Below are 16728 nucleotides of genomic sequence, written 5' to 3'. Positions count from 1 at the left end.
CCCAGACTGGCCGAAAATGAGTCGAGAGTGCGGCCCTCCTCCGGCTCCGCGAGAACGTCCGACGTGCCCGTGCGTTCCGCCCCCTCCGAACTCCAAAAGCATAGCGGGGCGCGCCGCTGCCTGCAGCCCTTAAAGCCGGGGCCAATCGCCGAGGCTGGCCTGGACCAGCGCCAAGGCGGCGACGGCTGCGGTGTCTGCACGCAGGATCCGCGGTCCAAGCGAGAGGACCAGCGTTCCCGGCCTGGCGCGAATCAACGTACGCTCCGCCTCGTCGAAGCCGCCCTCGGGGCCGATCAGCACCGCCAGCGGGCCAGGTTTTGCGCCAGCAAGCACCGCGAGCGGGCTTTGTCGATCGGCAGCCTCGTCGCAGAAGACGAGCATACGGTCGGGTTCCAGCGCATCCAGGGCGGCGGCAAGCGCAGCCTCGGGCCTGATCTGCGGCAGGCTCAGGATGCCGCATTGTTCGGCCGCCTCGACGGCGTTCGCCCGGAGGCGGTCGAGATTGAGCCGTGAGACCTGGGTATGCCGGGTCAGCACCGGCTGGAGGACGCCGGCGCCCATCTCGACAGCCTTCTGGGCAATGTAGTCGAGCCGGGCATGTTTCAGCGGGGCGAACAGATAATGCAGATCGGCCGGCGGGGTCTGCGTCCGAACCTGCCTGACCATGATCAGAGCGGCCGATTTGCGACCCTCGACCGCGATGGCGGCGAGCCATTCGCCATCGTGGCCATTGAAGACGAGAACCGTACCGTCTTCCTTCAACCGCAAAACGTTCAACAGATAGTTCGCCTGGTCGCGGGCGAGCGGCAGGCGGGCGCCGACGGAGAGCGGCGCCTCGAGATGGAGCCTGTGTCGGGCGAAATCGGGTGTGGACATCGCCGATGCGGCCTCCCGGCCGGTGATATCTGATGCGCGCGAGCGCGAAAACCGCCACAATCCCGGTCTATCGCACGGCGCTCAAGGTCGCCGCCCGATGGACTCGGAGGGGCGCTTGGCGCTAACACAGCCGGAACGGCAAGGAAATCGCGGATCGGCAACGTCTCGCGATACGCCTCAATCGGAGCGGGAGATCATGCGGCGGAAAACGGCTTCAGGCGTCCTTGCGACAGTCGGCTTCGCGGCTGCTGCCTTCTTCGATGCCAGCCCCGTGCAGGCGCAGGCATCGGGCTGCGAACAGATGCAGAAGCTGCTTCAGGAGCGGCAGGCCATCATCGGCCAGCTCAATGCGAGTTCCAAGGCAAAGCAGAAGCTGACTCCGGCACAAGCCTGCAGCACGCTCGGGCGGCTTGTCAGCAACGGCGCGTCGGCGCTCAAATTCGCATCCGCCAACATGGATTGGTGCCAGATTCCGCAGAATTTCGTCGACGGTATCAAGACCGACAACGAAAAGGCCGCCGGCATCCGCAACCAGGCCTGCAACGCCGTGCAGCAGCAGGCCGTGATGCAGCGCAAGGCGCAGCAGCAGGCCCAGCAGCAGCGCGGCGGCAACCCGTTCGGCGGGTCCGATGCGATCACGGGCGGTGCCATGCGGGTTCCCCAGGGCGCGCTCTGAGCGGCGCCATGGCGCCTGATCCGAACCCGAACCCGGCGCCGACAGCCGACACCGCCGTCCTGCCTGATGCGCTGAAAGGCCATTGGGTCGATACGCACGCGCCGCTACGCTGGCGGCCTTTTCTCAAGCTCGCGCGGATGGAGCGGCCGATCGGCTGGTGGCTGCTGCTGCTGCCGTGCTGGTGGGCAGCGGGACTTGCAGCCATTGCCGCCGGCCGTCCTTTTCCAGATCCCTGGCATTGCCTGCTGTTCCTGATCGGCGCGATCACGATGCGCGCCGCGGGTTCGACCTTCAACGACATCGTCGACCGGAAGCTTGACGCGCAGGTCGCGCGCACGCGCGGACGGCCGTTGCCATCCGGGCAGGTCACGCCGAAAGCGGCGGCGATCTTCATGGTCTGCCTGTCGCTGGCCGGCTTCGTGGTGCTGCTGCAGTTCAACGGCTTCACCATCGCAACCGGGATCGCCTCGCTGGCAATCGTTGCGATCTATCCGTTCATGAAGCGCGTCACCAACATGCCGCAATTCGTGCTGGGGCTGGCGTTCTCATGGGGCGGGCTGGTCGGCTGGAGCGCGGTGTTCGGGCGGCTCGATGCGCCGGCCTATCTGATCTATGCAGCCGCGATCGTCTGGACGATCGGCTACGACACGATCTACGCGATGCAGGACATCGAGGACGATGCGATCGCCGGCATCAAGTCGAGCGCGCGCCTTTTTGGCGCTTGTGCGCGCGAGGCTGTGGCGCTGTGCTTTGCGCTGGCCGTGCTGCTCGCCGGGTCGGCGACCTGGCTGGTCGGGGGCGGAGCCGGTGCCTGGCTTGGTGTCGGCGCATTCGCCGCCCATCTCGGTTGGCAGATCTCGCGGCTGCGCGCTGTGACGCCGCCGATCGCGCTTGGACTGTTCCGCTCCAACCGTGATGCGGGGCTGTTGCTGGCGGCAGGCCTTGCCCTCGACGGGCTCGGCCGGATCACCTTCTGACGCCGTCAGTCAGTCATCCGTTCGCCGGCGACGATGACCGGCCTGATGCCGAGGCGCCCGGTCTTGCGACGCGCGAGGAAGCGCGGCCGACGGTCGTTGAGGAAAGCGTGACGCCGGCGGATCCTGATCGGGCCCACGGCGAGCCGGCCAAGCTGCGGATAGGGCTCGGAGACGACGCCGTCGCAGGTCTGCAGCAGGAGCGGCAGGCCGCTGACGCGGCCGCAATCGCGCCAGAGCGCAACCGATTCTTCCTGGTCCATCACCGCCACGGTGATGGAATGGCCATCCGCCGTCGTGAGGGCGAGTTCGAAACGCTCGTCCGCGCCGGTCGAATGCGCGAGTCTCAGAGCGACGCCGCGCCAGCCGGCGGCTCCGCGCAGTATCCGCACTGAGCCAATCCGCTGGATGCGCGGCATGTCCGTTTCGGTGGTCACTCCACCGGAGAAGCTCGGCACGAAGCCGGCTTCTCCGGTGGCCGGCATAAAGCTGGCCATGTGTTCAAACGCCTCTCTCAATCCCTGCCGCTACGGAGCCCTCTTTCGAAGTCCGGGGTTCTCGTGCCTGCAGGTCGAGGTTTGCGTCGCAGCCGTGTCCGAGCGCTTAAGGCGTTCGGTTAAAGGTCTATGTTTCCGTCGTTCAAAGCCAAGGTCTGGCCTGTTTCATGCATGATGCTTGACGGAATCTTTCGGCCGGCCGGCACTTTTTCAGCTTGAAACAACGGCTTCCTCATCCGATACGAGACGGATCATGAGCGCCCACCCGCTGCCCATCGCCTCGGACCTGCTGCCGGCGATCCGCCAAAGCTGCATCGATGCCGGCGAGATCGCACTTGCGCTGTTTCGTTCCGGCGCCAAAACCGCCGCACGGACCTGGTCCAAAAGCGGCGGCTCTCCGGTGACGGAAGCCGATATCGGCGTCGATACCTTTCTGCGGATTCAGCTCTCGGTGCTATTGCCGGAAGCCGCCTGGCTGTCCGAGGAGACCGTGGACGATGCGCTGCGGCTGTCGCGCCGCTTCGTCTGGGTCGTCGACCCCATCGACGGCACCCGCGCCTATATGTCGGGCTCGCCCGACTGGGCGGTCTGCGTCGCGCTGCTCGACGATGGCGTGCCGATCCTGGGCATCGTGCATGCGCCGGCCTGCGAGGCGACCTACACCGCCGTGCTCGGCCATGGCGCGCAATGCAACGGCCACCCGATCGCCACGACGCGCAAGGGCATCCTCGCCGAGGCCCGCATTGCTGGCCCCAAGCCGATGCTCGATGCGCTGGCCCGGCTGGAAAGCTTCGAACCGGCCGACAAGATCCCGTCTCTGGCATTGAGGCTTGCCCGAATCGCGGACGGGACGATCGATGCCGGTCTGATCTCGCCGGATGCACGCGATTGGGACATCGCCGCCGCCGACCTGATCTTGTCCGAGGCTGGCGGCAGGTTGAGCGGCGCCGATGGACAGCCCGTCGTCTACAATCGCGAGACACCGGTGCACGGTATGCTCGTCGCCAGCGCTGCGAATCTGGCCGAGCCGCTGCTGAGCGCGCTGCTGCGTCTGCGCGACGGTCAGCCGCAGCGGACCTGAATCCTTTTCGAATCGGACGTTTCTTGCCGGTTTCAGAATGGAACTGCACGGGACGTCACATTCGGCACTCGCACCGTCCTGATGGATGGCCTATCTGGTGCCGCGACAGTGTTTGACTCGTGCTGGAGGGACCCATGAGCGCCGAACCGGAACAGAAGCAGCTTCTTCACCTCGTTTTCGGCGGTGAGCTGAGCTCGCTCGAAGGCATCACCTTCAAGGACCTCGCCAAGCTCGACGTCGTCGGCGTATTCCCGAACTACGCCAGCGCCCATTCGGCGTGGAAATCCAAGGCGCAGGCAACCGTCGATCAGGCGCAGACCCGCTACTTCATCGTGCATCTGCACCGCCTGCTGGACCCCGAGCCGTCCAACGCCTGAGCCACTGCGCCGACGTCAGGCTCGCGACACGCAGTTGTGCCAGACTGTGCCGGCAAGCCGCTTGCCGTGATTCGCCGACGTCGCCGGACGTGATGCGAAAGCGGCCGCAGCCGGCGTGACCTGATGCTCTCGCTCCTGTTCGAGAGCCGGAACTGGATCTGATGGGCTTTTCCATTCTCAAGACGAAGATGGCGCAGGAGACGCTCGGCCGTCTGCTGGCCGGATACCTTCGCCTGGTCCAGCGTACGAACCGGATCGTCGTCGAGCCGGCCGACATCTATGACCGTGTCCGGACCGAGCTGCCGCTGATCATCGCCATGTGGCACGGGCAGCACATCATGATTCCGTTCGCGCGGCCCGACTGGATGCCGGCCTGCTCGCTAGTCTCCCGTCATGGCGATGGCGGGTTCAACGCGGTGGCTTTGCGAGAACTCGGCATCGGCGCGATCCGTGGCTCTGGAGCGCTGGGCCGCAAGGTCCGCGAGAAGGGCGGGGCCAGCGCCTTCCTCGCCATGGTCCGCCGGCTCGCGGCCGGGGAGACGATGGTGCTGACCGCCGACATCCCCAAGCGCGCCCGCATCGCCGGACCCGGCATCATCGCGCTGGCGCGGGCGTCGGGCCGGCCGATTCATCCGATCGCGGTCGCGACCAGCCGGCGTATCGACTTCAAGAGTTGGGACCGGGCCTCGATCGGCCTGCCCTTCGGCCGCGGCGCGATCGTCGTCGGCGAGGCGATCCAAGTCGCGCGCGAGGCCGACGAGGCGACCTGCGAGGCCGCGAGGCTGGCGCTGGAAGCCGGGCTCGACGCCGCCCATGCCCGCGCCTATGCGATCGTCGGCGGGCACGATCCCGGTGCCGGGTTGAGGCCCGCTCCGGCCATCGCCGCCGTCCTGAGCGAAGCGCCATGATGGAGCAGGGCGCGATCCTGACCGGCTACAGAATGCTGACCGCGCTGCTGGAGCCGGCCGCCGCCGGCCTTCTGCTCTGGCGGCGGCGCAACGGCAAGGAGGATCCGACCCGTTTCGCCGAGCGGCGCGGCTATCCCGGCGTGCGTCGCCCCGACAAGACATTGGTCTGGCTGCATGGCGCCAGCGTCGGCGAGACCGTGACGCTGCTGCCGCTGGTCGAGAAGCTGCAGCGCCGGGGCCTTGCCGTGCTGGTGACTTCGGGCACCGTGACCTCGGCGAAGCTGCTCGCCGCCCGGCTGCCGGCCGGCGTGATCCACCAGTACCTGCCGCTCGACGTGCCCCGCTACATGCGGCGCTTCCTCGACTACTGGCGCCCGGCTCTCGGATTGATCTGCGAGTCGGAGATCTGGCCCAATCTTCTGATCGAGGCGCGCAAGCGATCGGTGCCGCTGGTGCTGGTCAACGGTCGGATGTCCGAGCGCTCGTTCAAGCGCTGGTACAAGGCCCCGAAGACCTCGCGCTACCTGCTGTCTTGTTTCGAAAGCTGCCTTGCCCAGTCGCAGGGCGACGGCGAGCGGCTGGCGCAGCTCGGCGCCGACCGCGTCAGCATCGCGGGAAACCTGAAATTCGACGTCGCCGCCCCCCCGGCCGATGCGAACACGCTGGCCATTCTCGACGGGCTGACCACCGGGCGCCCGGTCTGGATCGCAGCCAGCACGCATCCAGGCGAAGAGGAGGCGATCATCTCGGCCCATCTTGGCCTGATGCCGCATCTTCCGGGGCTTCTGACCATCATCGCGCCGCGCCATCCCCAGCGCGGGCCGGAGGTCGAGGATCTGGCCCGTGCAAACGGCATCGCCGTGGCGCGGCGAGCAGCCGGCCAGACGCCGGAGCAGGGCGTGGAACTCTACGTCGCCGACACGGTGAACGAGCTCGGGCTGTTCTACCGGCTGTCGCAGGTGGCCTATCTCGGCGGCTCGCTGGTGCCGATGATTGGCGGCCATAATCCGATCGAGCCGGCCAAGCTCGGCTGCGCGCTGCTGCACGGCCCCCATGTCCACAACAACGCCGAGATCTTCGCGGCCTTCGACCGCGACGGCGGCGCGCGCTCCGTCGCGGATGCGCAGGCGCTGGCCAGCGCCGTCCATGCCTGGCTGAGCAATCCCTCCGCGGCGCGGCAGGCGGCACGGCACGCGGCCCAGACCGCGACCCAACTCGGCGGCGCGCTGAACCGAACCATGCAGGCGATCGAACCGCTGCTGATGCGGGTCGCGATCAACCAGCGGGAGACGACGTCCTGATGCGGGCTCCGGGCTTCTGGTGGCGGCTGCCCCCTGCCCCACTCGCACGGCTGCTGCAACCTTTCGGCTGGCTCTATGGCGCGCTCACGTCGCGGCGGATGCGCGGTAAGGGCGTTGATGCCGGAATTCCCGTCATCTGCGTCGGCAATTTCGTCGCCGGCGGCGCCGGCAAGACGCCGACCGCATTGATGCTGGCGGCGCTGCTACGAATGCGCGGCGAGACGCCCTTCGTGCTGATGCGAGGCTATGGCGGAACGCTGACCGGGCCTCTCGAAGTCGATCCGACCCGGCATACGCCAGCCGAGGCCGGCGACGAGCCCGTGCTGATGGCCGCGCATATCCGCACGATCGTGTCGCGCGACCGGCCGGCCGGGGCAGGACTGGCCAGGATGCTGGGTGCCAGCGTGGTCGTGATGGACGACGGATTGCAAAATCCGTCGCTCGCCAAAACCCTGCGGCTGGCCGTCGTCGATGGCTTCGGCGGGATCGGCAACGGGCTTTGCATTCCGGCCGGGCCGTTACGGGCTCCCCTCTCGGGCCAGTTTTCCGGAACCGATGCCGTTCTGGTCATTGGCGCCGGGCCTGCCGGCGAAGCCGTCGGCAGCGCCGCCCGCTCGGCGGGGATCATGGTGTTGCAAGGGCACCTTGTCCCGGACGCCGCCTCGACGGACAAACTGAGGGGACAGCGCGTACTCGCCGTTTCGGGGATCGGACGGCCGGAGAAATTCCTGGCGACGCTGCGCGAGGCCGGCGCGGAGATCGTGGCGGATCATGCTTTCGGCGATCATTATGCCTATGGCGCGAGCGATATCGCAGCGCTGATCGCCGAAGCGAAGGCCAGGAACAGCGTCGTGGCGACGACCGAGAAGGACATGACCAAGCTTGGCCCGCTCTGGCCCGAGGGCGAGCGGACCCTGCTGATGGCCGTGCCGGTGACGCTCGTCATCGAGCGGCCGAAAGACCTTGCCGCCCTGCTCGACCGGGCGCTGGCCGGCTCAGGTCCTGCCGGCGCGGCGCATTCTTAGCTGCACCGCCTCGGGCGAAATATAGGCTTCCTGCCACTCGACCGACCAGTAGCGCAGATCCTCCAGCCTGATCGGCGCGCCGGTGATGGCGCAGCGCACGAAGGCGCCTGGCCGCACGACACGGAACTCGCCATGGCCGTAATCGACCGCGGCTTCCGGGCCGGGCATGGGAGGACGCTCGCTAATATTCATCGTAACGTATCGAAACCATTGATCCGCGGGCGGATTATCCAGATAATCCTGCCCCGTGATAGCGCTCCTGCCGATGATGTCCAGCCTCATCCGTCTTCTGGCGGTTCTGACAGGCCTCGCTCTGGTCGCCGCCTCGGCTGCAGGCGCCAGCGGCTATGAGCGCGTACGTGTCCCGATCGACGACGGCCAGCTCGACGCGGTGCTCTACCGCCCCTCCGGGCCGGGCCCGTTTCCCGCCGTGGTCGCGCTGCATGGCTGCGGCGGGCTCTGGCGCGACAACGGCACGCTCTCGACACGCCATTCCGACTGGGGCGAACGCTTCGCGGCTGCCGGCTTCATTGTTCTAATGCCCGACAGCTACGGGTCGCGAAAGCTCGGCTCGCAATGCGGGGTGAAGGAACTGACCGTCCGCCCGAGCCGCGAACGCGTCGCCGATGCGGCCGCGGCGCGAAACTGGCTGCAGATGCGCAACGATGTACGCAAGGCGGAGATTTCCCTGCTCGGCTGGTCCGGCGGCGGGGCAACGGTGCTGGCGGCGATCCGGACCGATCGCCGGCCGGCCGACGACCGGCCCGATTTCCTGCGCGCCATCGCATTCTATCCAAGCTGCCGGCTGCAATCTGAGTCGGCGACCTTCGCGGCGCGAACTCCGACGCTCCTGCTGATGGGCGACGCGGACGACTGGACGCCGCCGGCGCCTTGCGACTTCCTGGCGAAGGCGGCGCGCAAGCGCGGCGAGAATGTCGAGCTCGTGCTCTATCCCGGCGCGCTGCACGATTTCGACCATCCCCGCCTTGAAGTCCGGGAAAAGACCGACATCGCCTATTCGGCCACGGGCACGGGCAAGGCGATGGTCGGCACCAACCCGGCGGCGCGTGAGGACGCGATCAAGCGGGTCTTCGGTTTTCTCGCCAAGCGCTGACGGACGCCGGCACGATCAGAACAAATCGGCCTGATCCGTTCTCGCTGATGACCTGCGCTGGGGGCGGGCCGGCCTGGGCGGGTCTGAGCGGCCCGCAACCGTGACGGCGAAGCGGCCATCGGCGACCTGAACGCTCAGTTCCTGCCCGGCCTGGGCCTGGGCGACACCGCGCACCGACGCGCCGGCCTCGTCGCGCACGAGTGCATAGCCCCGAGCCAGGACCGAGTCCGGACCCAGCGAGCGCATCAGCGTCCAGAGCGAGCGGAGCCGTTCGCCACGACGGGCAAGGCCGAGCGCGAAGGCGCGGGCCGCCCTGTCGGCCACGGCCTGCGCCCGCTCGCGCGAGCGCTCTATCCGAGCCATTTCAGACGCGACCGCCGTCCGCTTTGCCGTATCCAGCGCACGTCCCATGCCTGTCAGCCGCGTCCGTAATTCGGCGAGCCGGACGACCGGCGAGCGGCGCGACAGGCGCTGCGCCGCCTGGACCAGGCGCTGCTCATGCGCCCTGGCGTTCTTCGCCAGAGCCGGAGCGAGCCGCGCTGTCGCAAGATCGAGCCGCTGGCGCGGGGCCGACAGCACGGCTTCGGGCGCCGGCAGCGCCCGGGCGAGCGCGCGCAGATCGCTGCGGCGGCGGTCGGAGAGGCGGCGCATCGCGCCGGCCTGCCGGCGCGAGAGGTCGGCGACCATGCTCATCAGCTCGGCACGGACGGGGACGACCTTTTCGGCGGCGCCGGTCGGGGTCGGGGCGCGCAGGTCGGCGGCGTGGTCGATCAGCGTCCAGTCGGTCTCGTGGCCGACAGCCGAGACGAGCGGAATGTCGGAGGCTGCGGCAGCGCGCACCACGACCTCCTCGTTGAAGCCCATCAGGTCCTCGAGCGAACCGCCGCCGCGCGCCACGATGATGACGTCGGGCCGTGGGATGCGCCCGCCCTCGGGCAGTGCGTTGAAGCCGGCGATGGCGGCAGCGACCTCGGCCGCGCTGGTCTCGCCCTGAACCCGCACCGGCCAGACCAGGACATGGCGCGGAAAGCGGTCCTCCAGCCGGTGCAGGATATCGCGGATGACGGCGCCAGTCGGAGAGGTGACGACGCCGATGACAACAGGCAGATAGGGAATGAGCTGCTTGCGCTCCTCGGCAAACAGACCCTCCGCCGCCAGGCGCTTGCGGCGTTCCTCCAGCAGCGCCATCAGCGCGCCGATGCCGGCGGGCTCTAGCGAATCGATGATGATCTGGTAGCTCGACTTGCCAGCAAAAGTGGTGATCTTGCCGGTGGCTATCACCTCGAGCCCGTCCTGCGGGCGGGTCTTGAGGCGGCCGAACACACCCTTCCAGATCACGGCGTCGATCTTGGCGTTCTGGTCCTTGAGCGAGAAATACACATGGCCGGACGCGACCGGGCCGCGATAGCCCGAGATCTCGCCGCGTACGCGCACGAAACCGAAGGCGTCCTCCAGCGTACGCTTGAGCGCGCCTGACAGGTCGGAGACCGACCATTCGGGAGCGTTGGAGACGGGGGCGTCGGGCGATTCGATATCCATGGCGCGACCTTAACGAGGTGAATGGCCAAGCAGAAGCGTTGCCGTCAGGACGATCGGCGGCTATTGCCGCCTTCTCATCTCGGTTCCGGCATCCCCTGCGGGTCATCCCGGACGGAGCGAAGCGCAGATCCGGGATCCATGCCTGAACCGTTCCGGAATGGATCCCGGGTCTCCCTCCGGTCGCCCGGGATGACGATGGTGGGCGGATATCCGCACGCAAGGAGACGGCGCGATGAACATTCTTCTGATCGGCTCGGGTGGACGCGAGCACGCGCTCGCCTGGGCGATTTCCGCGTCGGCACTGTGCGACCGACTCTACATCGCGCCGGGCAATCCCGGCACGGCGCAATGCGGCGAGAACGTCGTGATCGACGTGGCGGACCATCAGGCCGTGGTCTCGTTCTGCAAGCTGCAGGGCATCGGGCTCGTCGTGGTCGGGCCGGAAGGGCCGCTGGTCGCGGGCATCGCCGACGACCTCGTCGCGGCCGGGATCAAGGTTTTCGGGCCGTCGAAGGCCGCAGCGCAGCTCGAAGGTTCGAAGGCCTTTACCAAGGAACTCTGCGCCGAATTCGGCATTCCGACCGCCGGCTTCGGGCGCTTCACGGATGCTGCCGCCGCCAAGGCCTATGTCGCGGAAAAAGGCGCGCCGATCGTGATCAAGGCCGACGGCCTCGCGGCCGGCAAGGGCGTGGTGATGGCGCAGACGCTCGACGAGGCGAACGAGGCGATCGCGATGATGTTCTCGGGCGGGCTCGGCGCGGCTGGTGAGGAGGTCGTGATCGAAGAGTGGATGATCGGCGAGGAGGCGAGCTTCTTTGCGTTGTGCGACGGCACCCATGCGCTGGCGATGGCCTCGGCGCAGGACCACAAGCGCGTCGGGGACGGCGACACCGGCCCCAATACCGGTGGCATGGGCGCCTATTCGCCGGCGCCGGTTATGACGAAGGCGCTGGAAGAGCAGGTGATGGCGCAGATCATCATGCCGACATTGGCCGGCATGGCATCGCGTGGAATGCCGTTCCAGGGCATCCTCTATGCCGGGCTGATGATCACGTCGCAGGGGCCCAGGCTGATCGAATACAATGTCCGCTTCGGCGACCCGGAATGCGAGGTGCTGATGCCGCGCCTGAAGAGCGACATCGTGCCGGCGCTGCTGGCGGCCTGCGACGGCGTGCTCGACCAGATCACCCTGCGCTGGTCGGAGGAGGCTGCGCTCAGCGTCGTGCTGGCGGCGAAGGGCTATCCGGCGGGACCTGAGAAGGGCAGCGTCATCAAGGGCGTCGAGAAGGCCGCCGCGCTCGACGACGTACTCGTCTTTCACGCAGGGACCAAGCAGACGGCGCTCGATCTCGTTGCCGATGGCGGACGCGTTCTGAACGTGGTCGGTCTCGGCAAGAGCGTCGGCGAGGCTCAGGCGCGCGCCTACAGCGCAGTCGACCTGATCGACTGGCCCGGCGGCTTCTGCCGGCGCGACATCGGCTGGCAGGCGGTGAAGCGGGAGAGCGACGGCTGACGGGACGTCACGGCCACTGTAAGCTCCGCGAAACACTGACGGGGCGTGTGCAATGGCAATCGAGATCGACGATCCGAAAACCGAAGCTTTGTTGTTTGAGCTGATCCAGCGAACGGGCGAACCGCTCGACATTGCTGTCCTGATCGCCGCTCAAGAGCGGCTGGCTCGCCTCGTCATGCAAACCTCTCGAGAAGCCATGGCGGACACTTCAAGGGCTCTGCCACGGGCGTCGTCCAAATGAGCAATCTCGACAGCCTCTTTCCCGGCTTCAAGGCACACTGGATCGACGGGCCGGTCGGCAAGATCTTCGCACGCGTCGGCGGCGAGGGACCGCCGGTGGTGCTGATCCATGGCTTCCCGCAGACCCATGCCGAGTGGCACAAGCTCGCGGGCGAGTTGGCGAAGACGCATACGGTCGTCTGCCCCGATCTGCGCGGCTATGGCTGGTCGACGGCGCCGCATGGCGACGGCGGCAAGGAAACCTACAGCAAGCGCGGCATGGGCGAGGACATCGTCGCCGTGATGCAGGCGCTCGGGCATGTGCGCTTCGCCGTGATCGGGCATGATCGCGGCGCGCGGGTCGGCTACCGGCTGGCGCTCGACCATCCCGGCCGGGTCGAGCGCCTCGCCTTGCTGGACATCCTGCCGACGCTGTCGATGTGGGAAGGCATGAACGCCGCGCGCGCCATGCAGGTCTATCACTGGACCTTTCTGGCCCAGCCCGAGCCTGTGCCGGAGAACCTGATCAAGGCCGATCCCACGGGCTGGCTCGACCATACGATCGCGAGCTGGACCCGCGCCAAGAACCTTGATCTGTTCGATCCGCTGGCAATGCAGGCCTATGCCGAATCCTTCAACGATCCCAGCCGGATCCACGCCGCCTGCGAGGATTACCGCGCCGGGGCGACGACCGACCTCGTCCACGACCAGGCAGATCTCGCCTCGGGAAACAATATCCTGTGTCCCGTGCTGGCGCTCTGGGGCGAGGCGGGCATCCCGGCCAAGGGCGCGAGCCCGCTGGAGATATGGCGCGCCACGTTCGCTCCACAGGCGGAAGGGTTCGCGATCGAAAGCGGCCATTTCCTGCCCGAAGAAAACCCGGCCGCGACGCTGGCGGCATTGAGGCCCTTTCTTGCCAGGGCGGTTGCGTGAGGGCCGGGAGAGGCCCAGATTCGCATGATGTCCAGCGCCCTTGCCCAACCGCAGCCTAGCCGACCCGAACTCGTGCTGGTGCTGGGCGCTGGCGGTGCGCGGGGCTTAAGCCATATCCCCGTGCTGGAAGCGCTCGACGAACTCGGCATAAAACCCTCGCTGATCGTCGGTTGCTCGATGGGCGCCATCGTGGGCGCGGCCTATGCGGCGGGACTTTCCGGCAAGGAATTACGCGAGCATGTCGTATCGACCTTCCGGGACCGCGCCCGGGTGATCGCTCGGCTGCTCGATGCCCGCGTCGGCAAGTTCACCGACCTGATGCGCGGTCTCGGCAATCCGGTCCTGATCGACGGCGAGCGCATGCTCGACCTGTTCTGGCCCGAGGCCGTGCCCGACCGTTTCGAGGAGTTGAAGACGCCGTTCACGGCGCTGGCGACCGACTACCACCTGCATTGCGAGGTTTCACTCAGCCAGGGGCCGCTGACGCCGGCGGTCGCGGCCTCGCTGGCCATCCCCGGTCTGATCCGGCCCGTGGTGATCGAGGGGCGCGTGCTGATCGACGGCGGTGCGATCAATCCGCTGCCCTACGACAGGCTGCTGGCGCCCGGCCGCATCGTGATGGCTGTCGATACGAGCGCACCGGCGACCGTGAGCGAAGCGCGCATCCCCGAGCCCCTGGAGGCGATGATCGGCGTCAGCCAGATCCTGACCCGGACGATCGTACAGCGCATGATCGAGCGCCAGCCACCCGACATCCTGATCCGCGCCGGCGTGGACGGCGTTGGAGGTCTCGATTTCTTCAAGGTGCAGGCCATCCTGGAGGCGTCGGAGCCGGTCAAGGACGAGGTCAAGCGTCGGCTGTCGCAGGTGCTCGAACGACGGGCCTGACGGCGGCCTGTGCATCGCAACGGAAGCCCGGGAGCGCAGCGCCCAACGCCGCCCCGCCTTCCTCGGTCAGGACGACGGCACGGCTGTCCTTCCGGCGGCGGACCCAGCCCATCTCGAAACATCGGCAGGCGAGCGCGGCGGCGAGATGGCCCGCGAGGTGCGGCCGCCTCTCGCTCCAGTCGAGGCAGGGGCGCAAGGCAGCACGACGACCTTTGCGCCCCGGCGCGGGATCGATGCCGAGGCCTGCGAAGACCGCCTCACCGGAGGGGCCGAGGCCATAGCCGCCTTCGGCGACGCTGAGATGGCCGCCGGCGACCAGCGCGTCATGGATGCCGATGCCGAGACGGCCGGCGAAATGGTCGTAGCAGGTGCGTGCCTGGCTCAGTTCCTCGCCGACGCGCGATGGAAGGCGGCGCGGCGAGCCTTGCGGGCCGGCCAGCACCATCAGGCCTTCCAGCGCGGCGGCGACCTCGCTGCCGGCCAGCCGGTAATAGCGGTGGCGTCCCTGCACCGCGACGTCGAGCAGACCGCCTTGCATCAGCTTGGCGAGGTGGCCGCTCGCGGTCTGCGGCGCGACGCCGGCGAGGTAGGCCAGTTCCTTGGCCGTCAGCGCACGCCCATCCATCAAGGCGTGCAGCATGTTGGCGCGGGCCGGGTCGCCCATCAGATGAGCGATTTCGGCGAGATAGGGTCCGTTGCTGGTCATGACCCGATCATGCGCTGTGCCGGGCGCCAGGCAAGCGGGAATGCTACGGCGAGGGCCGTAGTGTCCGACGACGACAACCCGGACCTGCGATGGCAGAAACGCCTCATGGAAAACCTGCACCTCATCCTCTTTATCGCCGCAACCTTCCTGCTGGCGGGATTCGTCAAGGGCGTCATCGGGCTCGGTCTGCCGACCATCGCGGTCGGCATTCTCGGCGTGGTGATGGCGCCGGCGCAGGCCGCCGCGCTGCTGGTGGTTCCGAATCTCGTCACTAATGGCTGGCAGATCGCGACCGGCCCCGGGCTCAGGGCCATACTGATGCGCTTGTGGCCGATGCTGATCGGCATCTGCATCGGCACCTGGGCCGGCGCCGGGCTGCTGGCACAGCAGAAGGACGGCTCCGCGACGCTCTGGCTCGGCATCGCGCTGGTGCTGTATGCGCTGGTTGGGTTGAAGGCCGCGAAGCTCCGCGTACCGGCCAAGGCGGAAACCTGGCTTGCGCCCGTCATCGGCATCACGACCGGCATAGCCACGGCCGCGACCGGCGTTTTCGTGCTTCCGGCCGTGCCCTATCTGCAGGCGCTCGGCCTCGACAAGGACGAACTCGTCCAGGCGCTGGGCGTCTCCTTCATCGTCTCGACGCTGGCACTCTCGGTGGGACTGGTCGGCACGGGAGCGCTCGATCTCACCGTCGCGTGGCGCTCGCTGCTGGCATTGGCGCCCGCGCTGGCAGGAATGGCCGTCGGTACTATGATCCGCAACCGCATCTCTGCCGCGACCTTCAAGTTCTGCTTCTTCGCCGGGCTTCTGGCGCTCGGAGCCTATCTCGTGCTGCGGGCGGCGTAGGCGAGGCGGCGGTTGGCGCGCTTGTGCCCGAACCAGGAAATCTCGCGATCGCCGACGTCGACATGCACGACGCCGTTCGGATAGGAGCCGACGCCGCCGGTGCTTTCGAGCGCCTTGGCCACGGCGACCGCCTTGCGGGCGGAGGTGGCGAGGGGCCGGAAATCGACTGCCTTGCCGTGATAGTGCTGCGATCGCCTTGCGTGGCGGCCGCCACAGGTCGAGGTGACCTGTATCGGGCCGATCTTCGCGACGAGTTCCTTGACCATCGTGACGGCCTCGGGCTTGAGACAGCCCAACCCCCTGACCTGCGGCTGGAACGAAACCTTTCCGAGAGAGGCATCGGCATGCGCCAGCACGGGGAAAGAAACGGCAAATAAAACGGACATGGCAATACTACGCATTACAAACCTTATGACATCCAGGAGAATGAGAAGCTCAAGCCACCATGAACTGGTCTGGCTGAGTACTTCTCGGTCGATTAGATTGGTTAAAAGGCAAAAATAAGACTGTGACCGGACCGCACCGTTCAGCGCTCTAGCCTCGCGTTCCGGCGAAGTAGCGCAAAAATATGTGATACTTGAAAATCGGATCCGGAATTGCTGGTTTTTGGGAAATCTGTTTTGTTCAAGACGCCGATTCAGCAACGTCATGGTCGCTTTTCGGCGGCGACTATCGCCTGGACTTGAAAAACTCACGCAGCAGCTGGGCCGCCTCGCTTTCGCGCAGTCCGCCATAGACCTCGGGCGCGTGGTGGCAGGTCGGGCTGGCATAGAGCCGCACACCATTCTCGACGGCGCCGCCCTTGGGGTCGCCCGCCCCGAAATAGAGGCGGCGGATGCGGGAGAAGGAAATCGCCGCCGCGCACATTGGGCAGGGTTCGAGGGTGACGTAAAGGTCGCAGCCGATCAACCTCTCGCTGCCGATCGCCTCGCAGCCCATGCGCAGCGCCAGCATTTCGGCATGGGCGGTCGGATCCCTGAGTTCGAGCGTGCGGTTTCCGGCCGAGGCGAGCAGCACCCCGTCGCGCAGCACCACCGCACCGACCGGCACTTCGCCCCGCGCGGCGGCGGCGCGCGCCTCGTCCAGGGCGAGTGCCATTCCATCGACGCCTTGCGTTTTCTCCTGCACCGTCGAAACCCTGCTTTACCACTCGCGAGCCGCATGCGGCTCTGCTACAAGCCCCGGCTATCAGTCAGCGTGCCACGGCGCCTCAAGCCCGCCGAGAGGCACGCCCGCGACATCACATTATTGAGCA

At 67.4% G+C, this 16728-nt stretch carries 20 protein-coding genes; 13 read left to right on the top strand and 7 right to left on the bottom strand.

What is annotated here, in order from left to right; translation table 11 throughout:
- Positions 1 to 129: 129 nt before the first annotated feature.
- Positions 130 to 876, bottom strand: a complete 747-nt coding sequence (locus tag AXW83_RS00270; protein ID WP_066619550.1) for a 16S rRNA (uracil(1498)-N(3))-methyltransferase — start codon at positions 874 to 876, stop codon at positions 130 to 132.
- A 196-nt stretch (positions 877 to 1072) separates the two neighbouring features.
- Between AXW83_RS00270 and AXW83_RS00265 the strand changes: the two genes are divergently transcribed.
- Both AXW83_RS00265 and ubiA read left to right on the top strand, forming a co-directional pair.
- On the top strand, positions 1073 to 1552 hold the full coding sequence (locus tag AXW83_RS00265) for a hypothetical protein (RefSeq protein WP_066609626.1): 480 nt from the start codon (positions 1073 to 1075) through the stop codon (positions 1550 to 1552).
- 8 nt (positions 1553 to 1560) lie between these two features.
- Complete coding sequence (ubiA, locus tag AXW83_RS00260) at positions 1561 to 2529, top strand: 4-hydroxybenzoate octaprenyltransferase (protein WP_066609624.1); 969 nt, start codon at positions 1561 to 1563, stop codon at positions 2527 to 2529.
- A 5-nt stretch (positions 2530 to 2534) separates the two neighbouring features.
- Here ubiA and AXW83_RS00255 read toward each other — a convergent pair whose 3' ends face one another.
- The gene (locus AXW83_RS00255) at positions 2535 to 3023 is read right to left on the bottom strand and encodes a DUF6101 family protein (protein ID WP_066609621.1); all 489 of its coding nucleotides are present in this window, start codon (positions 3021 to 3023) and stop codon (positions 2535 to 2537) included.
- A 253-nt stretch (positions 3024 to 3276) separates the two neighbouring features.
- Between AXW83_RS00255 and AXW83_RS00250 the strand changes: the two genes are divergently transcribed.
- From AXW83_RS00250 to lpxK, 5 genes are all read left to right on the top strand, one after another.
- Positions 3277 to 4104 carry a 3'(2'),5'-bisphosphate nucleotidase CysQ gene (locus AXW83_RS00250; RefSeq protein ID WP_066609619.1) on the top strand — a complete coding sequence of 276 codons (828 nt, stop codon included), beginning with the start codon at positions 3277 to 3279 and terminating at the stop codon, positions 4102 to 4104.
- A 134-nt stretch (positions 4105 to 4238) separates the two neighbouring features.
- Positions 4239 to 4481 (top strand): DUF4170 domain-containing protein, encoded by a 243-nt coding sequence (locus AXW83_RS00245; RefSeq protein ID WP_066609617.1) that lies wholly within the window; start codon positions 4239 to 4241, stop codon positions 4479 to 4481.
- A gap of 161 nt (positions 4482 to 4642) precedes the next feature.
- Positions 4643 to 5389, top strand: a complete 747-nt coding sequence (locus tag AXW83_RS00240) for a lysophospholipid acyltransferase family protein (RefSeq protein ID WP_066609615.1) — start codon at positions 4643 to 4645, stop codon at positions 5387 to 5389.
- Positions 5386 to 6690, top strand: coding sequence for a 3-deoxy-D-manno-octulosonic acid transferase (locus AXW83_RS00235; RefSeq protein ID WP_156639645.1), 1305 nt, complete (start codon positions 5386 to 5388; stop codon positions 6688 to 6690). Before AXW83_RS00240 ends, AXW83_RS00235 begins: the two co-directional genes overlap by 4 nt.
- Positions 6690 to 7715, top strand: coding sequence for a tetraacyldisaccharide 4'-kinase (gene lpxK / locus AXW83_RS00230; RefSeq protein WP_066609610.1), 1026 nt, complete (start codon positions 6690 to 6692; stop codon positions 7713 to 7715). Before AXW83_RS00235 ends, lpxK begins: the two co-directional genes overlap by 1 nt.
- Here lpxK and AXW83_RS00225 read toward each other — a convergent pair.
- Positions 7686 to 7907 (bottom strand): DUF2093 domain-containing protein, encoded by a 222-nt coding sequence (locus tag AXW83_RS00225; RefSeq protein WP_066609606.1) that lies wholly within the window; start codon positions 7905 to 7907, stop codon positions 7686 to 7688. The genes lpxK and AXW83_RS00225 overlap by 30 nt on opposite strands.
- A gap of 73 nt (positions 7908 to 7980) precedes the next feature.
- Between AXW83_RS00225 and AXW83_RS00220 the strand changes: the two genes are divergently transcribed.
- Positions 7981 to 8829, top strand: coding sequence for a dienelactone hydrolase family protein (locus AXW83_RS00220; protein WP_156639643.1), 849 nt, complete (start codon positions 7981 to 7983; stop codon positions 8827 to 8829).
- A gap of 15 nt (positions 8830 to 8844) precedes the next feature.
- Here the strand turns inward: AXW83_RS00220 and xseA are convergent, their stop codons facing one another.
- Complete coding sequence (xseA, locus tag AXW83_RS00215) at positions 8845 to 10368, bottom strand: exodeoxyribonuclease VII large subunit (protein WP_066609601.1); 1524 nt, start codon at positions 10366 to 10368, stop codon at positions 8845 to 8847.
- Between the two features lie 232 nt (positions 10369 to 10600).
- Here xseA and purD point away from each other — a divergent pair, with 232 nt between their 5' ends.
- The 4 genes from purD to AXW83_RS00195 are packed head-to-tail and all read left to right on the top strand — an operon-like array spanning position 10601 to position 13921.
- Positions 10601 to 11881, top strand: coding sequence for a phosphoribosylamine--glycine ligase (purD, locus tag AXW83_RS00210; protein WP_066609599.1), 1281 nt, complete (start codon positions 10601 to 10603; stop codon positions 11879 to 11881).
- A 52-nt stretch (positions 11882 to 11933) separates the two neighbouring features.
- Complete coding sequence (locus AXW83_RS00205) at positions 11934 to 12122, top strand: type II toxin-antitoxin system VapB family antitoxin (protein WP_066609597.1); 189 nt, start codon at positions 11934 to 11936, stop codon at positions 12120 to 12122.
- A complete protein-coding gene (locus tag AXW83_RS00200) occupies positions 12119 to 13033 on the top strand; it encodes an alpha/beta fold hydrolase (RefSeq protein ID WP_066609595.1) in 915 nt (304 codons plus the stop codon). Before AXW83_RS00205 ends, AXW83_RS00200 begins: the two co-directional genes overlap by 4 nt.
- Before the next feature lie 24 nt (positions 13034 to 13057).
- Positions 13058 to 13921 carry a patatin-like phospholipase family protein gene (locus AXW83_RS00195; RefSeq protein WP_236841780.1) on the top strand — a complete coding sequence of 288 codons (864 nt, stop codon included), beginning with the start codon at positions 13058 to 13060 and terminating at the stop codon, positions 13919 to 13921.
- Here the strand turns inward: AXW83_RS00195 and AXW83_RS00190 are convergent.
- A complete protein-coding gene (locus AXW83_RS00190) occupies positions 13881 to 14627 on the bottom strand; it encodes an ArsR/SmtB family transcription factor (RefSeq protein ID WP_082766856.1) in 747 nt (248 codons plus the stop codon). The two genes, AXW83_RS00195 and AXW83_RS00190, sit on opposite strands and share 41 nt — an antisense overlap.
- Positions 14628 to 14732: 105 nt before the next feature.
- Here AXW83_RS00190 and AXW83_RS00185 point away from each other — a divergent pair, with 105 nt between their 5' ends.
- The gene (locus AXW83_RS00185) at positions 14733 to 15473 is read left to right on the top strand and encodes a sulfite exporter TauE/SafE family protein (RefSeq protein WP_066619543.1); all 741 of its coding nucleotides are present in this window, start codon (positions 14733 to 14735) and stop codon (positions 15471 to 15473) included.
- On the opposite strand, the gene AXW83_RS27445 is transcribed toward AXW83_RS00185, so the two are convergent.
- Positions 15449 to 15859 (bottom strand): peptidoglycan L,D-endopeptidase MepK, encoded by a 411-nt coding sequence (locus tag AXW83_RS27445; RefSeq protein WP_066609593.1) that lies wholly within the window; start codon positions 15857 to 15859, stop codon positions 15449 to 15451. The genes AXW83_RS00185 and AXW83_RS27445 overlap by 25 nt on opposite strands.
- 283 nt (positions 15860 to 16142) lie before the next feature.
- On the bottom strand, positions 16143 to 16571 hold the full coding sequence (locus AXW83_RS00175) for a nucleoside deaminase (protein WP_066609591.1): 429 nt from the start codon (positions 16569 to 16571) through the stop codon (positions 16143 to 16145).
- Between the last annotated feature and the right edge of the window lie 157 nt (positions 16572 to 16728).

Source organism: Bosea sp. PAMC 26642 (assembly GCF_001562255.1).
Lineage (GTDB): Bacteria > Pseudomonadota > Alphaproteobacteria > Rhizobiales > Beijerinckiaceae > Allobosea.
This window is presented reverse-complemented; position numbering and strand designations above follow the sequence as displayed.

Coding starts and splice junctions, on each gene's coding strand:
- AXW83_RS00270 (WP_066619550.1), bottom strand. CDS start 876: ATGTCCACACCCGATTTCGCCCGACACAGGCTCCATCTCGAGGCGCCG.
- AXW83_RS00265 (WP_066609626.1), top strand. CDS start 1,073: ATGCGGCGGAAAACGGCTTCAGGCGTCCTTGCGACAGTCGGCTTCGCG.
- ubiA (WP_066609624.1), top strand. CDS start 1,561: ATGGCGCCTGATCCGAACCCGAACCCGGCGCCGACAGCCGACACCGCC.
- AXW83_RS00255 (WP_066609621.1), bottom strand. CDS start 3,023: ATGGCCAGCTTTATGCCGGCCACCGGAGAAGCCGGCTTCGTGCCGAGC.
- AXW83_RS00250 (WP_066609619.1), top strand. CDS start 3,277: ATGAGCGCCCACCCGCTGCCCATCGCCTCGGACCTGCTGCCGGCGATC.
- AXW83_RS00245 (WP_066609617.1), top strand. CDS start 4,239: ATGAGCGCCGAACCGGAACAGAAGCAGCTTCTTCACCTCGTTTTCGGC.
- AXW83_RS00240 (WP_066609615.1), top strand. CDS start 4,643: ATGGGCTTTTCCATTCTCAAGACGAAGATGGCGCAGGAGACGCTCGGC.
- AXW83_RS00235 (WP_156639645.1), top strand. CDS start 5,386: ATGATGGAGCAGGGCGCGATCCTGACCGGCTACAGAATGCTGACCGCG.
- lpxK (WP_066609610.1), top strand. CDS start 6,690: ATGCGGGCTCCGGGCTTCTGGTGGCGGCTGCCCCCTGCCCCACTCGCA.
- AXW83_RS00225 (WP_066609606.1), bottom strand. CDS start 7,907: ATGAATATTAGCGAGCGTCCTCCCATGCCCGGCCCGGAAGCCGCGGTC.
- AXW83_RS00220 (WP_156639643.1), top strand. CDS start 7,981: ATGATGTCCAGCCTCATCCGTCTTCTGGCGGTTCTGACAGGCCTCGCT.
- xseA (WP_066609601.1), bottom strand. CDS start 10,368: ATGGATATCGAATCGCCCGACGCCCCCGTCTCCAACGCTCCCGAATGG.
- purD (WP_066609599.1), top strand. CDS start 10,601: ATGAACATTCTTCTGATCGGCTCGGGTGGACGCGAGCACGCGCTCGCC.
- AXW83_RS00205 (WP_066609597.1), top strand. CDS start 11,934: ATGGCAATCGAGATCGACGATCCGAAAACCGAAGCTTTGTTGTTTGAG.
- AXW83_RS00200 (WP_066609595.1), top strand. CDS start 12,119: ATGAGCAATCTCGACAGCCTCTTTCCCGGCTTCAAGGCACACTGGATC.
- AXW83_RS00195 (WP_236841780.1), top strand. CDS start 13,058: ATGATGTCCAGCGCCCTTGCCCAACCGCAGCCTAGCCGACCCGAACTC.
- AXW83_RS00190 (WP_082766856.1), bottom strand. CDS start 14,627: ATGACCAGCAACGGACCCTATCTCGCCGAAATCGCTCATCTGATGGGC.
- AXW83_RS00185 (WP_066619543.1), top strand. CDS start 14,733: ATGGAAAACCTGCACCTCATCCTCTTTATCGCCGCAACCTTCCTGCTG.
- AXW83_RS27445 (WP_066609593.1), bottom strand. CDS start 15,859: ATGTCCGTTTTATTTGCCGTTTCTTTCCCCGTGCTGGCGCATGCCGAT.
- AXW83_RS00175 (WP_066609591.1), bottom strand. CDS start 16,571: ATGGCACTCGCCCTGGACGAGGCGCGCGCCGCCGCCGCGCGGGGCGAA.